Consider the following 19,784-nt stretch of genomic DNA (forward strand, 5'->3'; position numbering starts at 1 on the left):
GCCCAAAATGCGTGTTTGATAGTTCAAGCAATCATACAAAGCATCGCTCTATCCACTAACTTTCAATTACGAAACGCAGTTTCACTAGGTCAAATTCTTGTTGCTCATGTAGCCATTGCTTGTAAAATGACCATCGTGATTATTTCCATAACAAGTAAAGGGACTTATGAAGCAATACACTAACGAGATAACGCATGAACTCAGGGAATCCTCTTTACAACAACTCTACGACGAAGATTTTATAGCAAGCTGTGACAGCAATATACGCAAAGAGTTTGAAGATTTTAACAAACAAGTTAGCCGCCCACTAATCTACATTTTTCGATTCGCTGTAGCAGGAAGCCTTACCCTTAACGGCGGAGTGCTCCGCAATGCTTCGGGAAGCAGTACAGCTGGCGGTTATAAAATGGCACGAGTTGGAGATAAAGCTGTTTACGCTGACGGCAGTGAAGCAACTATTATTTCAGGTGCATGTGAAGCACGTATTATGCAGGGTGCATCTGCGGCACTCGTTGGAAGTATGCTTGATAATGGCGATGAAATAATCTCAACACCACAATCCGGCAGCAGACTAATCTTCCGAGAAGGTGACACATTGCCGAAAGGATTGTTAACCATGCCAGGGAGTAAGCACTAATGGCAGCTAAAGGTTACTTTCTGTTCAGAGGTGATAAGACTGGTTGCGGCGGCAGAATCCTCGAAGGTTGTACCGATCACCAGTTTTTCGATAAAGACATGGCGTGTGAAGGTCATAAAGTTACCTGTGGCAAACATCCAGGCCATTACCGTATTTGCGGCGGGCTTAATGACGATGACATACATGGTAAAAGGATTGCCGGAACTCTGGACAGTTATAGCTCCTGCCCCTGCAAATCGAAGTTCGTTCCTTCAAATTGGGATGATTATTACGAACTGGGTGGAGAACCAACAGTAACGCACACCGATCTATCTCACCTCGTCAAGATGCCTGTACTACCAGGGCCGATTGAGTCAGAGCCGGAACAACACGCCCAGGTAGCGAAAAAGAAAACAGGTATCGACGCAGGTTTTGCCGTTCTCCCCTATGCAGGGACTACAGAAGCGTGGCAACGTCTGCTATTCACCGAAAACCCACCGGCAGGAGCCAAAGAGCTATTCGCTACGCTGAACGGTGCAGACGAAAGATACAAAGCCGGTTCTATTATGCTTCTGGTTGATCCTGATAAGCAGGACGACGAACAGATCGCCCACATGAAAGCCGCGAAAGCGCAAGTCGATGCAGCATTGGCCCCATTGACGCATGAGGAAGCTAACTTACTGCACAAACATTACGCTACCATAGCAAATTTCACCAACTACGCTGATAATGGAATTGGCCTTGCTGCTGATCCTGTTGGAAAATACTTTGAGAGTATCGAAAAAATACTCAAAGAGATTCAAGAAACATATAAGAATACCTACATAACTCGTGGTGCATTAATTGGTGAACAATTTTATATAAGACGTAGCCAGTTGTTTAAAGAGCTTGAATCCATACTCAAAGTCAACTTCCTGAATAAAGCTATGAAGTTCGGAGAGTATACCAAAATAAAAAATGCACTCGGCCTGTCCAGTAGCTCTATTACCCACAAATGGAATGAAACGGGGATTAGTGACATTGACGGTTATGCTACACATATCGCACGGGCAGCTAAATACGTAAAAGCAATGCGTTACACTGGTTATTTAGGCATTGGTTTTAGCGGACTCCATTCTCTTAACGAAATCCATGAGGCATGTTCTGTTGGTCGCGAAGCTGAATGTACCAAGAAAAAGTATACTGAGATTGGTAGTTTTGCTTTGGGTACTGGTGGCGGTGTTCTCGCTGGTGGCGGGGCTATACCATTATGCGTCGCAATCGGCGTTGGTACTGCTGGTGTTGGCGGGCTTGTCTGTACCGTTATTGCAGGTGTTGGTTTAGGGTACGCTGGTAGCACAGTGGGAAGTGCGGTTGGGGAATTAGGCGGAGAACAGTTGTATGACGTTTTTGGCAATTAATTTTCTGATGATACATCGAGTTGAAATAGCTGGGATCTTTTTGATTCTCGGAATAATTAATTATGCTTCTTACGTGATTTATGACAAATTAGCCAAGAGAAAATTCATGACTCTTTGCTCGTTATTTGTCGATAAATTTGGAGCAAGACCAGCAGAAGTTTTGATTTATCAGGATGGGGGGTTCTTTTTCTCGTTTATGCGTGATGCATTCTTTATTAAAGCATTATACTTTAAAGAAAACTCATTCCATACGAGAGGAATGGATAATGAACAAATTCGATTTATTAAAGAACTTCCTAATCAGTACACCGATTGGTTACGTGTAAAAGTGCGACTTTCCATCATCGGTATTATTTTTCTATTCATGATGTTATCAGCTTTCTATTTACCACCATTCATTTAACGGAAATAAAATAAATAGCCAAGTGCAGAACTTGGCTATTTATTCACTCCTAATCCATACCATCGATTACATAAAAAACCGAGGATAAGGGAAACGTATGCAAATAGCGTGACCTGCCCCCAGGATTAGATACAACCTTCAGTTAGTCATGTCGGTTGGTTTTTCTTCACATTTCCCGTTTCGCCAGCCAGCTGCAAATTCAGCTGGAGTCTGTTCATTCAGCGATGAATGAGGACGGCACTCGTTATAATCTTGTCGCCAGTTATTAATGATTTTTTGGCATGAACAATATCGCTGAACCAGTGCTCATTCAGGCATTCATCGCGAAAGCGTCCATTAAAACTCTCAATAAATCCGTTCTGGGTCGGCTTGCCGGCTGGATAAGTCGCAGCTCCATGCCATGCTCAAAGGTCCATTGATCCAATGCGCGGCAGGTAAAATTCCGGCCCCTGATCGGTTCTTATCGTCGCCGGATTGTCGTGAAACAGTGCAATGCTGTCCAGAATACGCGTAACCTGCACGCCTGAAATCCCGAAAGCGGCGTTAATCGTCAGGCACTCTTTCGTGAAATCATCCACGCAGGTCAGACAATTGATCCTGCGATCGGTGGCCAATGCGTCCATGACGAAATCCATCGACCAGTTCAGGTTCGGCACATCTGGGCGCAGAAGGGGAAACCGCTCAGTCGCCAGCCCTTTACGACGTCGTCTGCGTTTTACGCTCAGGCCGTTAAGGTGGTAAATGCGGTATATCCGCTTGTGATTGACGTGAACGTCCTCCCAACGCAGTAACTGCCAGATGCGCCGGTAACCAAAACGCCTGCGTTCAAGCGCCAGTTCAGTGATGCGCCCTGATAAATGCACATCCGACGCCGGACGCTGCGCTTCATAGCTGCAGGTCGACAGTGACAAAGCTGTCAGCCTGCAGGCACGATGTTGCGACAGACCGGTCGCACCACACATCAACACCACGGTTCCCGCTTCTGGTCTGTCGTCAGTACTTTCGCCCAAGAGCCACCTGAAGCGCCTCCTTATCGAGCATGGCTTCGGCGAGCAGCTTCCTGAGTCGGGCGTTCTCTTCTTCAAGCGACTTCAGACGCTTAACCTCAGGCACTTCCATACCGCCATATTTCTTACACAATGTGTAAAACGTGGCATCGCAAATGGCGTGCTTGCGGCAGAGTTCACGGGCAGATACCCCGGCCTCAGCCTCGCGGAGGATACTGATGATCTGTTGGTCGGAAAACCGCTTCTTCATGGGGATGTCCTCACGTTACAGATGAAGACATTACTAACATCGGGGTGTACTAATCAACGGGGAGCAGGTCACAGCCCTTTTCCGTGTGGAAAGCGGCACCCCGAGTCGTGTTACGGCTTGCAGCATAGGAGAGCTGTGCAGCGAAAGCAAGCGACGCCAGCCCGGCAAATAATCAGAGCTGAAACAATTCACATGATCCCGATCAACTCATGACGGTGCAAAAAAAGGCTTAATGCTGCGGGTTAACGAGATACCTCTTTATAGGTAGTTCTGTTTATTACTCCGATAAGTAATATTTTCCGCAGTTATTCTGGTTGCCCCATAATAATTAACCTGCTCGCAGCATCGTCGTAAAAAACACACTATTTCATGGAGTTAACAACTCCTGAAGCGGCACTTCATACTATTCAGGATGTATGATGCGATTTTTAGCGCTTATTCCACACCGTCATCGATGGCAGGACATTATTATTGAACGTCAGGGCGCCGTCGCGCCAAATGGCAGACATTATTTCTCTACGTATATTTCCGCCCATTGTCCGGGCTGCGGCGAAATTATTCACCGCGTCTATTACCGGGATATTAGTGACCAGCAGGCCCGTCGCTGGCTCGGCTAGCGTCCCGGCTGCGGTCACTCCAGACACCATTACAGTTAACAGTTAGTTAGCAATTTGTTAGTCTGATAACTAATCATCGTCTGACCAGACTCTCTCTATGCCACTGCTGTTTGAAAGCTTAAGCCATCAAATTTATCTGTCAGCCCCGCTGTTTATCCTGATCCTGCTGGGATACTGCCTGACGCGCCTCGGAAAATGGCCCGCCAGCATCAGCGAAGGAATGAACCGCTTTGTGTTTAATGTCGCGCTACCCTGCATGCTGTTTCGGGTGATGAGCACCTTCTCGCAAAGTCCGCCGGTGGATGCGCGCCTGTTACTGGCCTTCTTCGGCAGTTGCCTGCTGGTGTTTATCGTGGGGAGGCTGCTGGCAACCAGAGTGTTTAATCTGGATGGCGTGGCGGCTTCGGTCTTTGCGCTGGGCGGCATCTTTTCCAACAACGTGATGCTGGGGATCCCGGTGGCGACGGTGCTGCTCGGGCCAGAAGCCCTGCCCCCGGTGGCGCTGGTGCTGGTATTTAACAGCCTGATCCTCTGGACCTTACTGACCGTTTCGGTCGAGTGGGCAAAACAGGGCAGTTTCTCGCTGGAAGGTCTCTGGCGCACCCTGATCGGCGTACTGAAGAATCCGCTGATCATCGGCATTCTCAGCGGGACGGCCTGGAGTTTTCTGCAACGCCCGTTGCCGGTGCTGGCTGCGGAACCGTTAAAGATGCTGGCTTCGCTGGCAGCGCCGCTGTCGCTGGTCACGCTGGGCATGAGCCTGGCGCACTATCGGGTGCGGGATGGCTTAAAAGAAAGCTATACCATCTGCCTGCTTAAGCTGGTGCTGCAACCGATGACGGTATGGGCTATCGCGTGGCTGACCGATCTGCCGCCGCTGGAGAGTAAAGTCGTGGTACTGCTGGGCTCAATGGCGGTCGGGGTTAACGTCTATCTGATGTCGCAGAAGTTTAATGTCATTACCGGTCCGGCGGCGGCCAGCATGCTGTTTTCAACGGTGTTTGCGGCGGTGACGACGCCGATATGGATGATGCTGATGACGCTGGCGGGCTATTAACAGACTAAAAAAAGCCCCTCAGCACGGATGCTGAAGGGCTGTTGTCTGGCTGACTCGATGTTATTCAGCCGATTTAGTACGAATCAGATAGTCAAAAGCACTCAGAGACGCTTTTGCACCTTCGCCACTGGCGATGATGATCTGCTTATACGGCACGGTGGTGCAGTCGCCCGCAGCGAATACGCCTTTCAGGCTGGTTTCGCATTTACCATCGATGATGATCTCACCCATTTTGTTGCGCTCAACTGCGCCTTCCAGCCATGGGGTGTTTGGCAGCAGACCGATCTGAACGAAGATACCGGAGAGCGGCAGCTCATGAGTGGTCTGCGTGGTACGGTCGAGATAGTGCAGGCCGGTCACTTTGGTGCCGTCGCCTTTCACTTCGGTGGTCTGCGCGTTCAGAATCACATCAACGTTTTTCAGGCTGCGAAGTTTATCCTGCAGCACCTGGTCAGCACGCATCTCACCGGCAAACTCCAGCAGCGTAACGTGTTCAACGATACCCGCCAGGTCAATGGCCGCTTCAACGCCGGAGTTACCGCCGCCGATCACGGCCGTGCGCTTGCCTTTAAACAGCGGGCCATCGCAGTGCGGGCAGTAGGTGACGCCTTTGGTGCGATACGCTTCTTCACCCGGCACACCCATGTTGCGCCAGCGTGCGCCGGTCGCCAGGATGATGCTGCGTGATTTCAGTACTGCGCCGGAAGCGGTTTCGATGGCGTGCAGTCCGCCCTCTTTCGCCGCCGGGATCAGTTTGATGGCGCTCTGGCTTTCAATCACATCCACATTGTAATCATCAACGTGTGCGCGCAGTGAACCCGCCAGTTTTGCCCCTTCGGTTTTCGGTACGGAAATATAGTTTTCGATATCTACGGTGTCCAGCACCTGGCCGCCAAAACGTTCGCCCATCAGGCCGGTACGGATACCCTTACGCGCTGAGTAGATAGCTGCTGCTGCACCCGCGGGGCCGCTGCCGATAATCAGGACTTCATAGGCGTCACGCTTGTTCAGCTCTTCCGCTGCACGTTTATCCGCGTTGGTGTCAACTTTGCTGACGATTTCCGCCAGGCTCATGCGGCCCTGACCAAACTCTTTACCATTCAGGTAAACCGCTGGCACGCCCATCACGTTGCGTTCCTGAATCTCATTCTGGAACAGGCCACCGTCGATAGCGGTATGGCTGATGCGCGGGTTAATCACCGCCATCAGGTTCAGCGCCTGAACGACGTCAGGGCAGTTATGGCATGAGAGTGAATAGTACGTTTCGAAATGGAAGTCACTGTCCAGCGCCGCGATCTGATCCAGCAGGCTCTGTGCTTCTTTCGACGGATGCCCACCGGTCTGTAACAGTGCCAGCACCAGTGAGGTAAATTCGTGACCCAGAGGTGAACCGGCAAAACGCGGGCCGCTGTTCGAACCTGGATTGGTGATCAGAAATGAGGGCTTACGCACCTGACGATCGTTCTCTTCGCGGAAGCTGACTTTGTCAGACAGGCCGGCGATATCAACCAACAGTTCACGGATCTCGGTTGATTTTGCACCCTCATCCAGGGTGGCAATCAACTCAACAGGTTTGGTTAATTTCTCAAGGTAGGCCTTGAGCTGAGTTTTCAAATTTGTGTCGAGCATAGTGATATCCTGGTCAAAAAATCGGGTGCCGCAGCACCCGATTGGAGAATGATCGAAAGGGCGAAGCGGGATTAGATTTTGCCAACCAGGTCCAGAGACGGAGCCAGTGTTGCATCACCTTCTTTCCATTTAGCCGGGCACACTTCACCTGGGTGAGAAGCCACGTACTGAGCCGCTTTCACTTTACGCAGCAGGTCAGAGGCGTCACGGCCAATGCCTTCAGCAGTGATTTCGATTGCCTGGATTACGCCTTCCGGGTCCACGATGAACGTACCACGGTCAGCCAGACCTTCGTCTTCACGCATGATTTCGAAGTTACGGGTCAGCGCGCCAGTCGGGTCACCGATCATGGTGTATTTGATCTTCGCGATGGTGTCTGAAGAACCGTGCCAGGCTTTGTGGGTAAAGTGGGTGTCGGTAGAAACGGAGTAGATATCTACGCCCAGTTTCTGGAACTCTTCGTAATGGTCAGCCACGTCGCCCAGTTCGGTCGGGCAGACGAAGGTGAAGTCAGCTGGATAGAAGAAGAACACACTCCATTTACCTTCAACGTCTTTCTCGGTTACGTCGATGAATTCGCCGTTTTTGAATGCTGCGTTTTTGAACGGCTTGATTTTGGTATTGATAATAGACATCTGGTGGCCTCCGTTAAAATATGTGATGCAGGTTACATAATTTTCGGGCCAACATCTAATATGCGGTCGTTATCAATCTGATAAACGAAAGCTATCAAACGCTGAGAGCCTGATGCTCTCTGGCCCGGCAGGCAGTGTACAGCGATTTACGTGACATTTAACCCGCTTTATCTTTTCGCGCGTCTCCGCAAATCGCTGCTAGTTTTGTAAGACCGGATTAAAAGGGAGCTGACCTGTGGAGATACGTCCGTTTACGGAAGCCGATCGTCCTTTCCTGCGCACGCTGTTTCTGGCGGCGCGACGACACAACTGGCGCTGGCTGGACGGCAGCGAGTGGCAGCTGGAAGATTTTGATGGCGTCATTCTGGGGGAAACCGTACTGGTCGCGGAAGATGATGGCCAGCGCGTCGGATTTGCCGGCCTGCTGGAGAACGATAACTTCCTGCACAGCCTCTATGTCGATCCTGACTGGCAGGGCCGCGGCGTGGGCAGTTCGTTGCTTGAGGCGGTAGAGGCGCGCTTTACCTCGACCGGCGCGCTGAAGTGCCTGCAGAAGAACAAAGCGGCACAGGCGTTTTACCTGAAGCATGGCTGGAAGATGATTTCGCAGGGTGAAGGCGAGCACGGCGGCTATGTGTTGATGCACTACCCGCTGGCCTCCCAATATGCCAGCGGGTCGGGTGGGGCTTAAAGCGCGCGGAACGCGATGTCGCCGGGGATGACTTCGCCCTGCCAGTAAAGCTGAGCCGCGACGCGTCCGGCCAGCTGGCGATAGAGCGCGGTAAACTCGCTATCCGGTCGGCGAATCACCGTCGGCTCGCCCTCATCGAGATCTTCACGCAGGTCGATGTGCAGTGGCAGCTGAGCCAGCAGCTGCGTCTGGTAATCTTCGACCAGTTTCTGCGCGCCGCCGGTGCCAAAAATCGGCTCGTGGAAGCCACACTGACTGCAGATATGCAGGCTCATGTTTTCCACCACGCCCAGCACCGGCACATTGACCTTTTCAAACATCACCAGGCCCTTGCGGGCATCAATCAGGGCGATATCCTGCGGCGTCGTGACCACCAGCGCACCGGTCACCGGCACGTTCTGCGCCAGCGTCAGCTGAATGTCGCCGGTACCCGGTGGCATATCCAGCACCAGATAATCCAGCTCTGGCCACATCGTCTCGTTGAGCAACTGCATCAGCGCTTTGCTGGCCATCGGCCCGCGCCACACCATCGCATTGTCGTCCGTCACCAGATAACCAATAGAGTTTGTTGCCAGGCCGTGCGCCATGATCGGCGCCATGTGGGTACCATCCGGCGAAGTTGGCCGTTGATCCTGGGTGCCAAGCATGTTCGGCACCGACGGGCCATAGATATCCGCGTCAAGAATACCGACCCGCGCGCCCTCGGCTGCCAGCGCCAGTGCCATGTTCACGGCGGTGCTGGATTTGCCCACGCCGCCTTTGCCGGAGCTGACCGCAATAATGTTTTTTACGCCATTAACGCCCGGCTGGTTTTTCACCCGCTTCAGGGTGGCAATGTCGTGGCTGAGTCGCCAGTCGATAGCTTTTGCGCCAGTCTGACGCAGCAGTTCGGCACTGACCTGCTCTTTCAGGTCGTCGAAGCCGCTGGCCCACGCAAACGGCATCAGCAGTTCCACATGCAGCGTACCGTCAAGCTGCGCCACATGATGCAGCGCCTTCAGCGCGGTGAGATTCTGTTTAAGGGTCGGATGCTCAAAGCGTCTCAATACGCCCGCTACTATGGCGCGCAGGCCCTCTGGCGTATGCGGTTCCCGGGATTGTGCTGTCATCCCCTGCTCCTTATTTCTGCTGTGCTTACGCTGTGTTTCAGCGATGTATTGTCAATGATATCAGATGCTCGTGGATCTGCGGCGACTGGCAGCGCTGAATCCCTTGTGTTTACGCAGGAGAAGCCTTCAGTTACCATCTAAGCCCGTTTTTTCAATCAACAGAAAGCTACGCAAACTATGACTCAAGTCGCTAAAAAAATTCTGGTAACGTGCGCACTGCCCTACGCGAACGGATCAATCCATCTCGGCCACATGCTCGAGCATATCCAGGCAGACATTTGGGTGCGTTATCAGCGAATGCGTGGCAATCAGGTTTATTTCATCTGCGCCGATGATGCGCACGGCACGCCTATCATGCTGAAAGCTCAGCAGCTGGGTATTGCGCCGGAGCAGATGATTGCAGAAATGAAAAGCGAGCATGAAGCCGACTTTGCCGGTTTCAACGTCAGCTACGACAACTATCACTCGACTCACGGTGACGAAAACCGTGAGCTGTCTGCACTGATTTACGGTCGTCTGAAAGAGAACGGTTTTATTAAGAACCGCACTATTTCCCAGCTCTACGATCCGGAAAAAGGGATGTTCCTGCCGGACCGTTTTGTGAAAGGCACCTGCCCGAAATGTAAATCAGCCGATCAGTATGGCGACAACTGCGAAGTGTGTGGCGCGACCTACAGCCCGACCGAGCTGATTGAGCCAAAATCTGTGGTTTCTGGCGCGACGCCCGTACTGCGCGACTCCGAGCACTTCTTCTTTGATCTGCCCTCCTTCAGCGCCATGCTGCAGGCCTGGACCCGCTCCGGTGCGTTGCAGGATCAGGTCGCGAACAAAATGCAGGAGTGGTTTGAGTCGGGCCTGCAGCAGTGGGATATCTCCCGCGATGCGCCTTACTTCGGCTTTGAAATCCCGGACGCACCAGGCAAATATTTCTACGTCTGGCTGGATGCGCCTATCGGCTACATGGGCTCGTTCAAAAACCTGTGCGACAAGCGCGGCGACATCGACTTCGACGAATTCTGGCGCAAAGACTCAACCACCGAGCTGTATCACTTCATCGGTAAAGATATCGTCTATTTCCACAGCCTGTTCTGGCCAGCCATGCTGGAAGGCAGCAACTTCCGCAAGCCAAACAACCTGTTTGTACACGGCTATGTCACCGTTAACGGTGCCAAGATGTCGAAGTCGCGCGGCACGTTTATTAAAGCCAGCACCTGGCTGCAGCATCTGGATGCCGATAGCCTGCGTTACTACTACGCGGCAAAACTCTCTTCACGTATCGATGATATCGACCTGAATCTGGAAGATTTCGTCCAGCGCGTGAATGCCGACATCGTCAACAAAGTGGTTAACCTGGCGTCACGTAACGCGGGCTTCATCACCAAACGCTTTGACGGCAAACTGGCGGCAGAGCTGGCCGATCCGGCGCTCTATCAGACCTTCGTGGATGCGTCAGAGAAGATTGGTGACGCATGGGCCGCGCGCGAATACAGCCGTGCTATCCGCGAGATCATGGCATTGGCCGACCTGGCGAACCGTTATGTCGATGAGCAGGCTCCCTGGGTGGTCGCGAAGCAGGAAGGCCGTGATGCGGATCTGCAGGCGATCTGCTCAATGGGCATTAACCTGTTCCGCATTCTCATGACCTGGCTGAAGCCGGTGCTGCCGTCACTGAGCGCCCGTGCAGAAGGCTTCCTGAACTGTGAACTGAGCTGGGATGCCATTGCGCAGCCGCTGCTGGATCATCAGGTTGCGCCGTTCAAAGCGCTCTACAGCCGCATTGAAATGGCGAGGGTTGAGGGACTGATTGAAGCCTCGAAAGAGGATGCTGCCGCAGCGAGTGCACCGGCTGCAACCGGCCCGCTGGCCGATGCGCCGGTCGGTGAGACCATCACCATCGATGATTTCGCCAAAGTCGATATGCGCGTCGCGCTGATTGAGCAGGCGGAGCTGGTTGAAGGTTCAGACAAGCTGCTGCGTCTGCAGCTCGACCTGGGCGGTGAAAAGCGTCAGATCTTCTCGGGCATTCGCGCCGCCTATCCTGATCCCTCTGTGCTGGTCGGTAAAATGACCATTATCGTGGCCAACCTCGCGCCGCGTAAAATGCGCTTCGGTATTTCCGAAGGCATGGTGCTGTCAGCGGGTCCGGGCGGAAAAGATTTGTTCGTGCTGTCCGTCGACAGCGGTGCTGTGCCGGGTATGCCGGTTAAATAATAGCTGGCGGCTTAAACCGCTTAGCGCAGTGCTGCTGTAACCCTTCGCGCCTTCTCTCTGGCGCGAAGGGTTATCTTTCCTCCTCTGTCTTCGCACTTCCCCATCCCGCTTCGTTTCCCGCAATTGTTGGCCTGGTCCTGCCACATCGCCGCATAAATGTGATCGCTAGCACGCTAAGCGGTTAATGCGTATGATGAAGCTCAGTGAAAACAGGAGCCTGCCATGCTCACCGTGCTGTCTGTCTGCGGACGTTATCTTCGCGCCTTTATCATCATTTATCTCTGCTTATACGCCGGCATCGGCATCGCTTCGCTGCTGCCTATTAAACTGCCCGGCAGCATCCTTGGGATGTTAATTCTGTTCGCGCTGCTGGCCTCGCAGATCCTGCCGGTCAGTTGGGTGAAACCGGGCTGCCATCTGCTGATTCGCTACATGGCGCTGCTGTTTGTGCCGATTAGCGTCGGGGTGATGAGCTACACCGATATTCTTTCCGCGCAGTTTGGCCCCATCGTTGTCTCCTGCGTCGTCAGCACCCTGCTGGTCCTCTCCATTGTTGGCGTAAGCGCCCACCAGCTTCACAGCCGCCGTCCGGCCGGAGAGTCTGCCGATGAGTGAAATGTGGTGGTCACTGCCACTGACGCTGGCGGCCTTTTTTCTGGCGCGCAAGCTGGCAATACGACTAAAAATTTCGCTGCTTAATCCGCTGCTGGTCGCGATGGCGATTATTATCCCGATACTGCTACTGTTACAGCTGCCCTACTCGCGCTATTTCGCGGGTAGTGAGATTCTCAATCAGCTATTGCAACCGGCCGTGGTTGCGCTGGCCCTGCCGCTGTATGAGCAGATGCATCAGATCCGCGCCCGCTGGAAGTCGATTATTGGCGTCTGTTTTATCGGCAGCCTGACCGCCATGACGTCAGGCACCGCCATTGCCCTGTGGATGGGTGCCACGCCTGAAATTGCCGCCACTATCGTGCCTAAATCCGTCACCACGCCGATTGCAATGGCCGTCTCCGGTTCGCTGCACGGCATTCCTGCTATCAGCGCCATCTGTGTGCTGATTGCCGGGGTACTGGGTGCGGTGTTCGGACACACGGTACTGAATCTGCTGGGCGTGAAATCTAAAGCAGCGCGCGGACTAGCGATTGGTAATGCGTCACATGCCCTCGGCACGGCGCGCGCTGCCGAACTCGATTACCAGGAAGGCGCATTCAGCTCACTGGCGCTGGTGATCTGCGGCATCATCACCTCACTGCTGGCGCCGTTTATTTTTCCGCTGCTGATGCACTGGTTTGGCTGAAAGTTTGCGAGAGATCTCGCAAAGTTGAAACATGCAACACAGGTTACATTGTCAGAGCGATGTGGATCACATATAAACCGGTGACTGGCACATCGCCCTGCTGAATTTAATGAGGCTCACATGCAATCCCGTTTCCTCTCTGCTTTTGAGGCATTGCCGTCAACGCTGCAAACTGCACTTGCTCCCCTGCTCAACGATCCTGACTTCCATGCGGTGCTGAGCGCCGACCAGGTCGCCTCACTGCAACAACAGACTCAGATGGATGCCGATGCGCTGGCGCTGGCGCTGCTGCCCCTGGCGGCGTCCTGTGCCGTTGCTACCGTATCGCATTTTAACGTCGGGGCGATTGCCCGTGGCGTCAGCGGCAACTGGTACTTCGGGGCCAATATGGAATTTGTCGGCACGCCGATGCAGCAGACGGTGCACGCCGAGCAGAGCGCCATTACCCATGCGTGGCTGCGTGGCGAATGCCAGCTTGAGACCATTACCGTTAACTACACGCCATGCGGTCACTGCCGTCAGTTTATGAACGAGCTGAACAGCGGCACCAGCATTCGCATCAGCCTGCCGCAGCGTGCAATCAGCACCCTGGCCGATTATCTGCCGGACGCCTTTGGACCACGCGATCTCGACATCACGACCTTCCTGATGGACAAAGTCGATCACGGTTACATGGCTGAGGGCGATGAACTGGTACAAGCCGCAGTTGCCGCTGCCAATGCCAGCCACGCGCCTTACAGCCAGTCCCACGCGGGTGTTGCGCTGCTGACCGAAGATGGCGCGATTGTCGCCGGTCGCTATGCGGAAAACGCCGCGTTTAACCCGAGCTTCCCGCCACTGCAGGCGGCGCTGGTCCTGCTGAACATGCAGGGCGGCGATGTCCGTCAGATAAAAAAAGCGGTATTAGCGGAAGTGGAAAATGCCACGTTAAGCCAGTTCGCCGCCACGCAGGCGACGCTTGCAACATTTGGCTGCGGTGAGCTGCTGCAGGTAACGCTGTACAAAGCATAACCCGCTGTCAGAGAGGCCACAGTTTTGTGAGCTTTTATGAACAAACGCTGTACTTCTGTGGGAAATTTCATAGGATCTGGCGCCAGAATTCACGTCATCACAAATTACTCTGAATAATTCAGGTTGCAGGATGGCAGCACGGTCGTGAATGTTTCCGCAGCGGTTACCCTGCCGCTGCCGGGCCTGCAGTCTGAGCTATAACGGGTAAGAAAACTGGCGCTACCTTTCCGGCGTGACGCCAGACAACACTGCAACCGGAGCATCACTGCATGGAACTCGACTACGAAAGTAAACGCCCGCTGTATATCCCTTATGCTGGCCCGATTTTGCTGGAATTTCCCCTGCTGAACAAAGGCAGCGCCTTTAGCATCGAAGAACGTAACGAATTCAACCTCAACGGTCTGCTGCCAGAAGCGGTGGAATCGATTGAAGAGCAGGCGCAGCGTGCCTGGCGTCAGTTCCAGGACTTCAAAAACAATAACGATAAGCATGTCTACCTGCGCAACATCCAGGACACCAACGAAACGCTGTTCTACCGCCTGCTGGATAACCATCTTGAAGAGATGATGCCAATCATCTACACCCCGACCGTCGGCGCAGCCTGCGAACACTTCTCTGAAATCTACCGTCGTGCACGTGGCGTGTTCATCTCCTACCCTAACCGCGCCCACATCGAAGATATGCTGCAGAATGCCACCAAGCAGAATGTGAAGGTGATTGTGGTGACCGATGGCGAGCGCATCCTGGGCCTTGGCGATCAGGGCATCGGCGGCATGGGTATCCCGATTGGTAAGCTTTCACTTTATACCGCCTGTGGCGGCATCAGCCCGGCGTATACCCTGCCGGTGGTACTGGATGTCGGCACCAACAACCAGCAGTTGCTGAACGATCCGCTCTATATGGGCTGGCGTCATCCGCGCATTACCGGCGAAGAGTATGATGAGTTCGTGAACGAATTTATTCAGGCTGTTAAGCGCCGCTGGCCGAAAGTGCTGCTGCAGTTTGAAGATTTCGCCCAGAAGAACGCCATGCCGCTGCTGAACCGCTATCGCGATGAAGTCTGCTGCTTTAACGATGATATTCAGGGCACCGCCGCCGTAACCGTAGGCACGCTGATTGCCGCCAGCCGCGCAGCCGGAAGCCGCCTGTGCGAGCAGAAAGTGGTGTTCCTGGGTGCCGGTTCTGCGGGTTGTGGTATCGCTGAACAGATTATCGCGCAGATGAAATCAGAAGGTCTGAGTGATGATGAAGCCCGTGGCCGGGTGATGATGGTGGATCGCTTTGGTCTGTTGACGGACAAGCTGCCTAACCTGCTCGATTTCCAGAGCAAGCTGGTGCAGAAGAGCGAAAACCTGCAGCAGTGGGATATCACCAATGATTCCATTTCGCTGCTGGACGTCGTGCGCAATGCGAAGCCCGATATTCTGATTGGTGTTTCCGGCCAGCCGGGTCTGTTCACCGAAGAGATCATCCGCGAAATGCACAAGCACTGTAAGCGCCCTATCGTGATGCCACTGTCGAACCCGACATCACGCGTGGAAGCGACGCCTGCCGATATCATCGCCTGGACTGACGGTGCCGCGCTGGTCGCAACCGGTAGCCCGTTCTCGCCGGTAAGCTGGAATGGTAAGACCTACCCGATCGCGCAGTGCAACAACTCCTACATCTTCCCGGGCATTGGCCTGGGTGTGATTGCGTCGGGTGCCAGTCGCGTCACCGATACCATGCTGATGACCGCCAGCCGCGCGCTCGCTGACTGCTCACCGCTGGTGAATGAAGGTGAAGGCCCGGTGCTGCCTGAGATCAAAGACATTCAGGGTGTGTCGAAGATTATCGCGATGGAAGTGGGTAAAGCTGCTCAGCTGGCGGGTGTCGCGGTGGTGACCTCAGAAGATGTGTTGTCACAGGCAATCGCCAACAACTTCTGGCTGCCGCAGTATCGTCATTATCGTCGCACCTCGATTTAATTGTCAGACTGCCGGATCGCATCTGATCCGGTAGTGTTCAAAAAGAGCACAGCCAGCCGGCAGTAACTTGCTTCGCTGCGACAGCTCAAGTAGCCTTGTCCCATCTCAATATTCTGACATCGAGTCTCCAGGCGCATGCTGAAACGCGTTCTCATTGGTCTGCTTTTCATCATCTTACTGATGATGGCAACGGCGCTCGGCCTTGATCGCTGGATCAGCTGGAAAACTGCGCCTTTTATTTACGAAAATGTCGCTTCTTTGCCGCATCGTCAGGTGGGCGTGGTACTGGGTACGGCTAAATATTATCGTACCGGCGTCATCAATCAGTATTATCTCTATCGTATGCAGGGCGCGCTGAATGCTTACAACAGCGGCAAGGTCAATTACCTGCTGCTGAGTGGTGATAACGCGCTGCAAAGCTATAACGAGCCCATGACGATGCGCCGCGATCTGATTAAAGCCGGCGTCGATCCGGCCGATATCGTGCTCGATTATGCGGGGTTCCGCACGCTGGATTCGATAGTCCGCACCCGTAAAGTGTTTGATACCAACGATTTCATTATTATTACGCAGCGTTTTCATTGTGAGCGCGCGCTGTTTATCGCCTTACAGCTGGGTATTCAGGCGCAGTGTTATGCGGTGCCCTCACCCAAGAACATGCTGAGCGTACGTTTCCGTGAGGTTGGTGCCCGGCTGGGCGCGCTGGCGGACCTTTTCCTGCTCAAGCGCGAACCCCGTTTCTTAGGGCCTCTGGTGCCGATTCCTGCTGTACGCGATGTTCCTGAAGATGCGCAGAGTTACCCTGCGGTGACGCCGGAGCAGCTGCTGGAGCTGGAACAGAAGCTGCGGAAATAGCTGGCGCTCAACGGCTTAATGAAACTGTGCTGAAAGCTGTTATGTGCGCTGAGCTGCAGTCTGGCAGTAAGGTACAAGACTCAGGGAGCATACGCCTTTCGCAAAGACGCAAAAGACGCCATCCCTGGCAGGCTCAGCGCGGCCCATCCCTGGCCCGCTATGCTTTGCTGCAGGCGTATGCTCCCATCGTTTTAAGTGGGTGAGTCGTCTGTTTGAATTCCCTGAGGCTTAGGCGAATCTAACAGCAATAGATAAGCCTGAAGCGCAGGGAACACGGTCAGAAGAGGAAAACGTCCCGCGCCAGGGACGGCGCGGGCCGAGCATGTCATGGATGACGGCTTTTGCGTCTTTCCGATCTGACCCTGTTCCCTTCGCATACTCCTTGTCACAGCAACGGCCCCGGCACTACCCATAAAAAAAGCGACCCTAAGGTCGCTTTTTTAGCGTTGAATAAGACTTACTTCTTACGAGAATATTTCAGTGAATCCAGCGCAACGGCGAAGATGATGATGCCGCCTTTGATGATGTACTGCCAGTAAGGGTTGACGCCGATATAGGTCAGACCGTAGTTGATAACGGTGAAGATCAGCACACCGGTTACGACGCCTGCCACGCTACCCACACCACCGGCGAAGGAGACGCCGCCGACCACACAGGCCGCAATCGCATCCAGCTCATACATAAAGCCGAGGTTGTTGGTGGCAGAGCCGATACGACCCGCTTCCAGCATCCCGCCGAAGGCGTAGAACACACCTGACAGGGCATAAATCATGATCAGGTTCAGGTTAACGTTAACGCCTGAGACTTTCGCCGCTTCCGGGTTACCGCCGATAGCAAAAATGTTTTTGCCGAAGCGGGTTTTGTTCCACAGCACCCAGACGAAAATAATGGCAATCACAGCGTAGAAAGTGATGAACGAGAGTTTGAAATCGCCAAAGCGTAAGAAGCCCTGGGTAAATTTCGAGAACCCTGCATCAAAACCGGCAATCGGTGAGGCACCCACAAAGTCGTAATAGAGTGAGTTAATACCGTAAACGATAATCATGGTGCCCAGCGTGGTGATAAATGGCGTTACCTTCAGGTAAGCAATAATCACACCATTGACCAGACCAATCACACCGCCAATGATGCACACGGTCAGAATAACCAGTGGAATCGGCACGGTATCCAGCGTCGGGAAGACCTTGTTCGCGTTATCCATCGCCTGCAGCAGCGTCGCGGCGACGACCGCTGCCAGACCAACCTGACGTCCGGCTGACAGGTCAGTACCCTGGGTCACAATCAGACCCGCCACACCCAGTGCAATAATAATGCGCACCGAAGATTGGGTCAGAATATTACTCAGGTTCATTAAACTTAAGAATGATGGATCCTGGAAAATAATAATAGCCAGCAATACCAGCAGCACGACATAAATGCCGCCATCTTTTAACCAGGTTAGCGCATTCTTTTTTGTAGTCGCTTTCATGTTAACAGCCCTTGCTTCATTAAAGGTGTAATGACGCTAAACGCAATATTTCGTTCTGCGTGGTCGTTTTGGTATCAACTATGCCTGCTACCAGACCATTACTCATTACCAGAATACGATCGGTAATGCCTAACAGCTCCGGCATTTCGGATGAGATAATAATGATGCCCTTTTCTCTTTTCGCCAGCTCAGCAATCAACTGGTAAATTTCGAATTTCGCACCAACATCAATACCGCGTGTTGGTTCATCAAGCATCAGGATTTCAGGCTGGGTCAATAACCAGCGGCCAATAATCACTTTTTGCTGGTTACCGCCCGAAAGCGAACCAATTTGAGTATGGTGGCCTGGGGTTTTAACGCGCATTGAATCGATCACCCATTGGGTATCACTCTTCATGCGTTTATTATCCAGCAGTCCCATACTGTTTTTATATTTTTTGATATTGGAAATAAGCGAGTTAAAACCAATATCCAGGTAAGCATAAATACCGGTCGAACGACGCTCTTCAGTCACCAGCGCAAAACCATGGTTAATAGCTTCGTTGGCGCTGTGATTATTAATCGGTTTACCATGCAGTTTAATGGTGCCGCCCGATTTTTCGCGAATGCCAAATAGCGTTTCGACGATATCAGTACGTTTGGCGCCCACCAGCCCGGCAATGCCGAGTATCTCCCCTTTACGCAAATCAAATGAGATATCGCGAATAGACGGCTGACGCAGTGACGTCAGATTGCGAACCTCAAGAATCGTCTCGCCTGGCACGTTGGTGCGGTCAGGAAAACGCTGGTTCAGTGAACGGCCGACCATCATCGAGATGATCTTATCCATATCCAGCCCTTCCAGCGGCTGAGAGGTAATCCACTGACCATCACGCAGAATCGTGATCTCATCACACAGCTGGAAAATCTCTTCCATCTTGTGCGAAATATAAACAATGCCACAGCCGCGATCTTTCAGCTTACGAATAATCGTGAACAGGTGATTAACCTCTTTCTCGGTTAACGACGAAGTCGGCTCATCCATAATCACAATTTTCGCGTCATAGGAAAACGCTTTGGCAATTTCAATCATCTGCATCTGTGATACAGAAAGATTGGCAACTTTGTCGCGCGGATCAATATCGATATCCAGCTCGTCAAAAATCGCTTTAGTGTCCTGGTACATTTTATCCTGATCGACAAAGAAGCCTTTGCGCGGATAACGCCCCAGCCACATGTTGTCCATCACGGTACGCTGCAGTACCAGGTTTAATTCCTGGTGCACCATCGACACGCCGTTTTCCAGCGCCTCTTTGGAGCTTTTATAGTCGATCTCGTTACCCTGAAACAGGATACTGCCGGTATCTTTTTTATAAATACCAAACAGGCATTTTAATAATGTGGATTTCCCGGCACCGTTCTCGCCCATTAATGCATGAACAGAGTGAGGCCGCACTTTCAAATTAACATTATCTAACGCTTTTACGCCGGGAAATGATTTTGAGACATTCGTCATTTCCAGCAAATATTCTCGCTGCGCGGTCGTGTTATCACTGGCCATATTTTACCTGGCTAAAAA

17 protein-coding genes and 1 pseudogene are annotated in these 19,784 nt (G+C 52.8%); 12 read left to right on the plus strand and 6 right to left on the minus strand.

Translation table 11 applies throughout. The features are described from left to right. The first annotated feature begins 166 nt into the window (after window positions 1-166). From ACN1CO_RS08790 to ACN1CO_RS08800, 3 genes are read left to right on the plus strand one after another with little or no spacing between them, the layout of a single operon-like run. On the plus strand, window positions 167-637 hold the full coding sequence (locus ACN1CO_RS08790) for a PAAR domain-containing protein (RefSeq protein ID WP_419138644.1): 471 nt from the start codon (window positions 167-169) through the stop codon (window positions 635-637). Continuing rightward, window positions 637-2,016, plus strand: coding sequence for a PAAR domain-containing protein (locus tag ACN1CO_RS08795; protein ID WP_419138645.1), 1,380 nt, complete (start codon window positions 637-639; stop codon window positions 2,014-2,016). Before ACN1CO_RS08790 ends, ACN1CO_RS08795 begins: the two co-directional genes overlap by 1 nt. Then, complete coding sequence (locus ACN1CO_RS08800; protein WP_419138646.1) at window positions 1,997-2,419, plus strand: hypothetical protein; 423 nt, start codon at window positions 1,997-1,999, stop codon at window positions 2,417-2,419. Before ACN1CO_RS08795 ends, ACN1CO_RS08800 begins: the two co-directional genes overlap by 20 nt. Window positions 2,420-2,557: 138 nt before the next feature. Here the strand turns inward: ACN1CO_RS08800 and ACN1CO_RS08805 are convergent. Continuing rightward, a pseudogene (locus ACN1CO_RS08805) lies at window positions 2,558-3,676 on the minus strand (IS3 family transposase). A 419-nt stretch (window positions 3,677-4,095) separates the two neighbouring features. Between ACN1CO_RS08805 and ACN1CO_RS08810 the strand changes: the two are divergent. Together ACN1CO_RS08810 and ACN1CO_RS08815 are read left to right on the plus strand one after the other, a co-directional pair. Continuing rightward, entirely contained in the window at window positions 4,096-4,293 is a 198-nt protein-coding gene (locus ACN1CO_RS08810) for a hypothetical protein (RefSeq protein WP_419139004.1), read from the plus strand. 97 nt (window positions 4,294-4,390) lie between these two features. Then, a complete protein-coding gene (locus ACN1CO_RS08815; RefSeq protein ID WP_419138647.1) occupies window positions 4,391-5,350 on the plus strand; it encodes an AEC family transporter in 960 nt (319 codons plus the stop codon). A gap of 60 nt (window positions 5,351-5,410) precedes the next feature. Here ACN1CO_RS08815 and ahpF read toward each other — a convergent pair whose 3' ends face one another. Further along, window positions 5,411-6,979: an alkyl hydroperoxide reductase subunit F gene (gene ahpF, locus ACN1CO_RS08820; protein ID WP_419138648.1), complete on the minus strand. Its 1,569-nt coding sequence runs from the start codon at window positions 6,977-6,979 to the stop codon at window positions 5,411-5,413. Window positions 6,980-7,050: 71 nt separating this feature from the next. Further along, window positions 7,051-7,614: an alkyl hydroperoxide reductase subunit C gene (ahpC, locus tag ACN1CO_RS08825; protein WP_090959470.1), complete on the minus strand. Its 564-nt coding sequence runs from the start codon at window positions 7,612-7,614 to the stop codon at window positions 7,051-7,053. Window positions 7,615-7,849: 235 nt separating this feature from the next. Here ahpC and ACN1CO_RS08830 point away from each other — a divergent pair, with 235 nt between their 5' ends. Next, window positions 7,850-8,305, plus strand: a complete 456-nt coding sequence (locus tag ACN1CO_RS08830; RefSeq protein WP_419138649.1) for an N-acetyltransferase family protein — start codon at window positions 7,850-7,852, stop codon at window positions 8,303-8,305. Here ACN1CO_RS08830 and apbC read toward each other — a convergent pair. Next, a complete protein-coding gene (gene apbC, locus ACN1CO_RS08835; RefSeq protein WP_283547542.1) occupies window positions 8,302-9,414 on the minus strand; it encodes an iron-sulfur cluster carrier protein ApbC in 1,113 nt (370 codons plus the stop codon). The two genes, ACN1CO_RS08830 and apbC, sit on opposite strands and share 4 nt — an antisense overlap. Before the next feature lie 177 nt (window positions 9,415-9,591). Here apbC and metG point away from each other — a divergent pair, with 177 nt between their 5' ends. The 6 genes from metG to sanA all read left to right on the plus strand — a co-directional run bounded on the left by metG (window position 9,592) and on the right by sanA (window position 16,758). Continuing rightward, a complete protein-coding gene (metG, locus tag ACN1CO_RS08840; RefSeq protein WP_419138650.1) occupies window positions 9,592-11,625 on the plus strand; it encodes a methionine--tRNA ligase in 2,034 nt (677 codons plus the stop codon). A 222-nt stretch (window positions 11,626-11,847) separates the two neighbouring features. Beyond that, window positions 11,848-12,240, plus strand: a complete 393-nt coding sequence (locus ACN1CO_RS08845; protein ID WP_419138651.1) for a CidA/LrgA family protein — start codon at window positions 11,848-11,850, stop codon at window positions 12,238-12,240. Further along, window positions 12,233-12,925, plus strand: a complete 693-nt coding sequence (locus ACN1CO_RS08850; protein ID WP_090959457.1) for a CidB/LrgB family autolysis modulator — start codon at window positions 12,233-12,235, stop codon at window positions 12,923-12,925. The genes ACN1CO_RS08845 and ACN1CO_RS08850 overlap by 8 nt, the downstream gene beginning before the upstream one ends. A 120-nt stretch (window positions 12,926-13,045) precedes the next feature. Next, window positions 13,046-13,936 (plus strand): cytidine deaminase, encoded by an 891-nt coding sequence (cdd, locus tag ACN1CO_RS08855; RefSeq protein ID WP_419138652.1) that lies wholly within the window; start codon window positions 13,046-13,048, stop codon window positions 13,934-13,936. 269 nt (window positions 13,937-14,205) lie between these two features. After that, window positions 14,206-15,903 (plus strand): NAD-dependent malic enzyme, encoded by a 1,698-nt coding sequence (locus ACN1CO_RS08860; RefSeq protein WP_419138653.1) that lies wholly within the window; start codon window positions 14,206-14,208, stop codon window positions 15,901-15,903. A 135-nt stretch (window positions 15,904-16,038) separates the two neighbouring features. After that, window positions 16,039-16,758, plus strand: a complete 720-nt coding sequence (gene sanA / locus ACN1CO_RS08865) for an outer membrane permeability protein SanA (RefSeq protein ID WP_419138654.1) — start codon at window positions 16,039-16,041, stop codon at window positions 16,756-16,758. Window positions 16,759-17,215: 457 nt separating this feature from the next. Here sanA and mglC read toward each other — a convergent pair whose 3' ends face one another. Beyond that, window positions 17,216-18,226 carry a galactose/methyl galactoside ABC transporter permease MglC gene (gene mglC, locus ACN1CO_RS08870; protein ID WP_419138655.1) on the minus strand — a complete coding sequence of 337 codons (1,011 nt, stop codon included), beginning with the start codon at window positions 18,224-18,226 and terminating at the stop codon, window positions 17,216-17,218. A gap of 19 nt (window positions 18,227-18,245) precedes the next feature. Beyond that, on the minus strand, window positions 18,246-19,766 hold the full coding sequence (gene mglA / locus ACN1CO_RS08875) for a galactose/methyl galactoside ABC transporter ATP-binding protein MglA (RefSeq protein ID WP_419138656.1): 1,521 nt from the start codon (window positions 19,764-19,766) through the stop codon (window positions 18,246-18,248). Window positions 19,767-19,784: the final 18 nt, after the last annotated feature.

The sequence above is a fragment of the Pantoea sp. R13S299 genome (genome assembly GCF_048515925.1).
Taxonomy (GTDB): Bacteria; Pseudomonadota; Gammaproteobacteria; order Enterobacterales; family Enterobacteriaceae; genus Pantoea.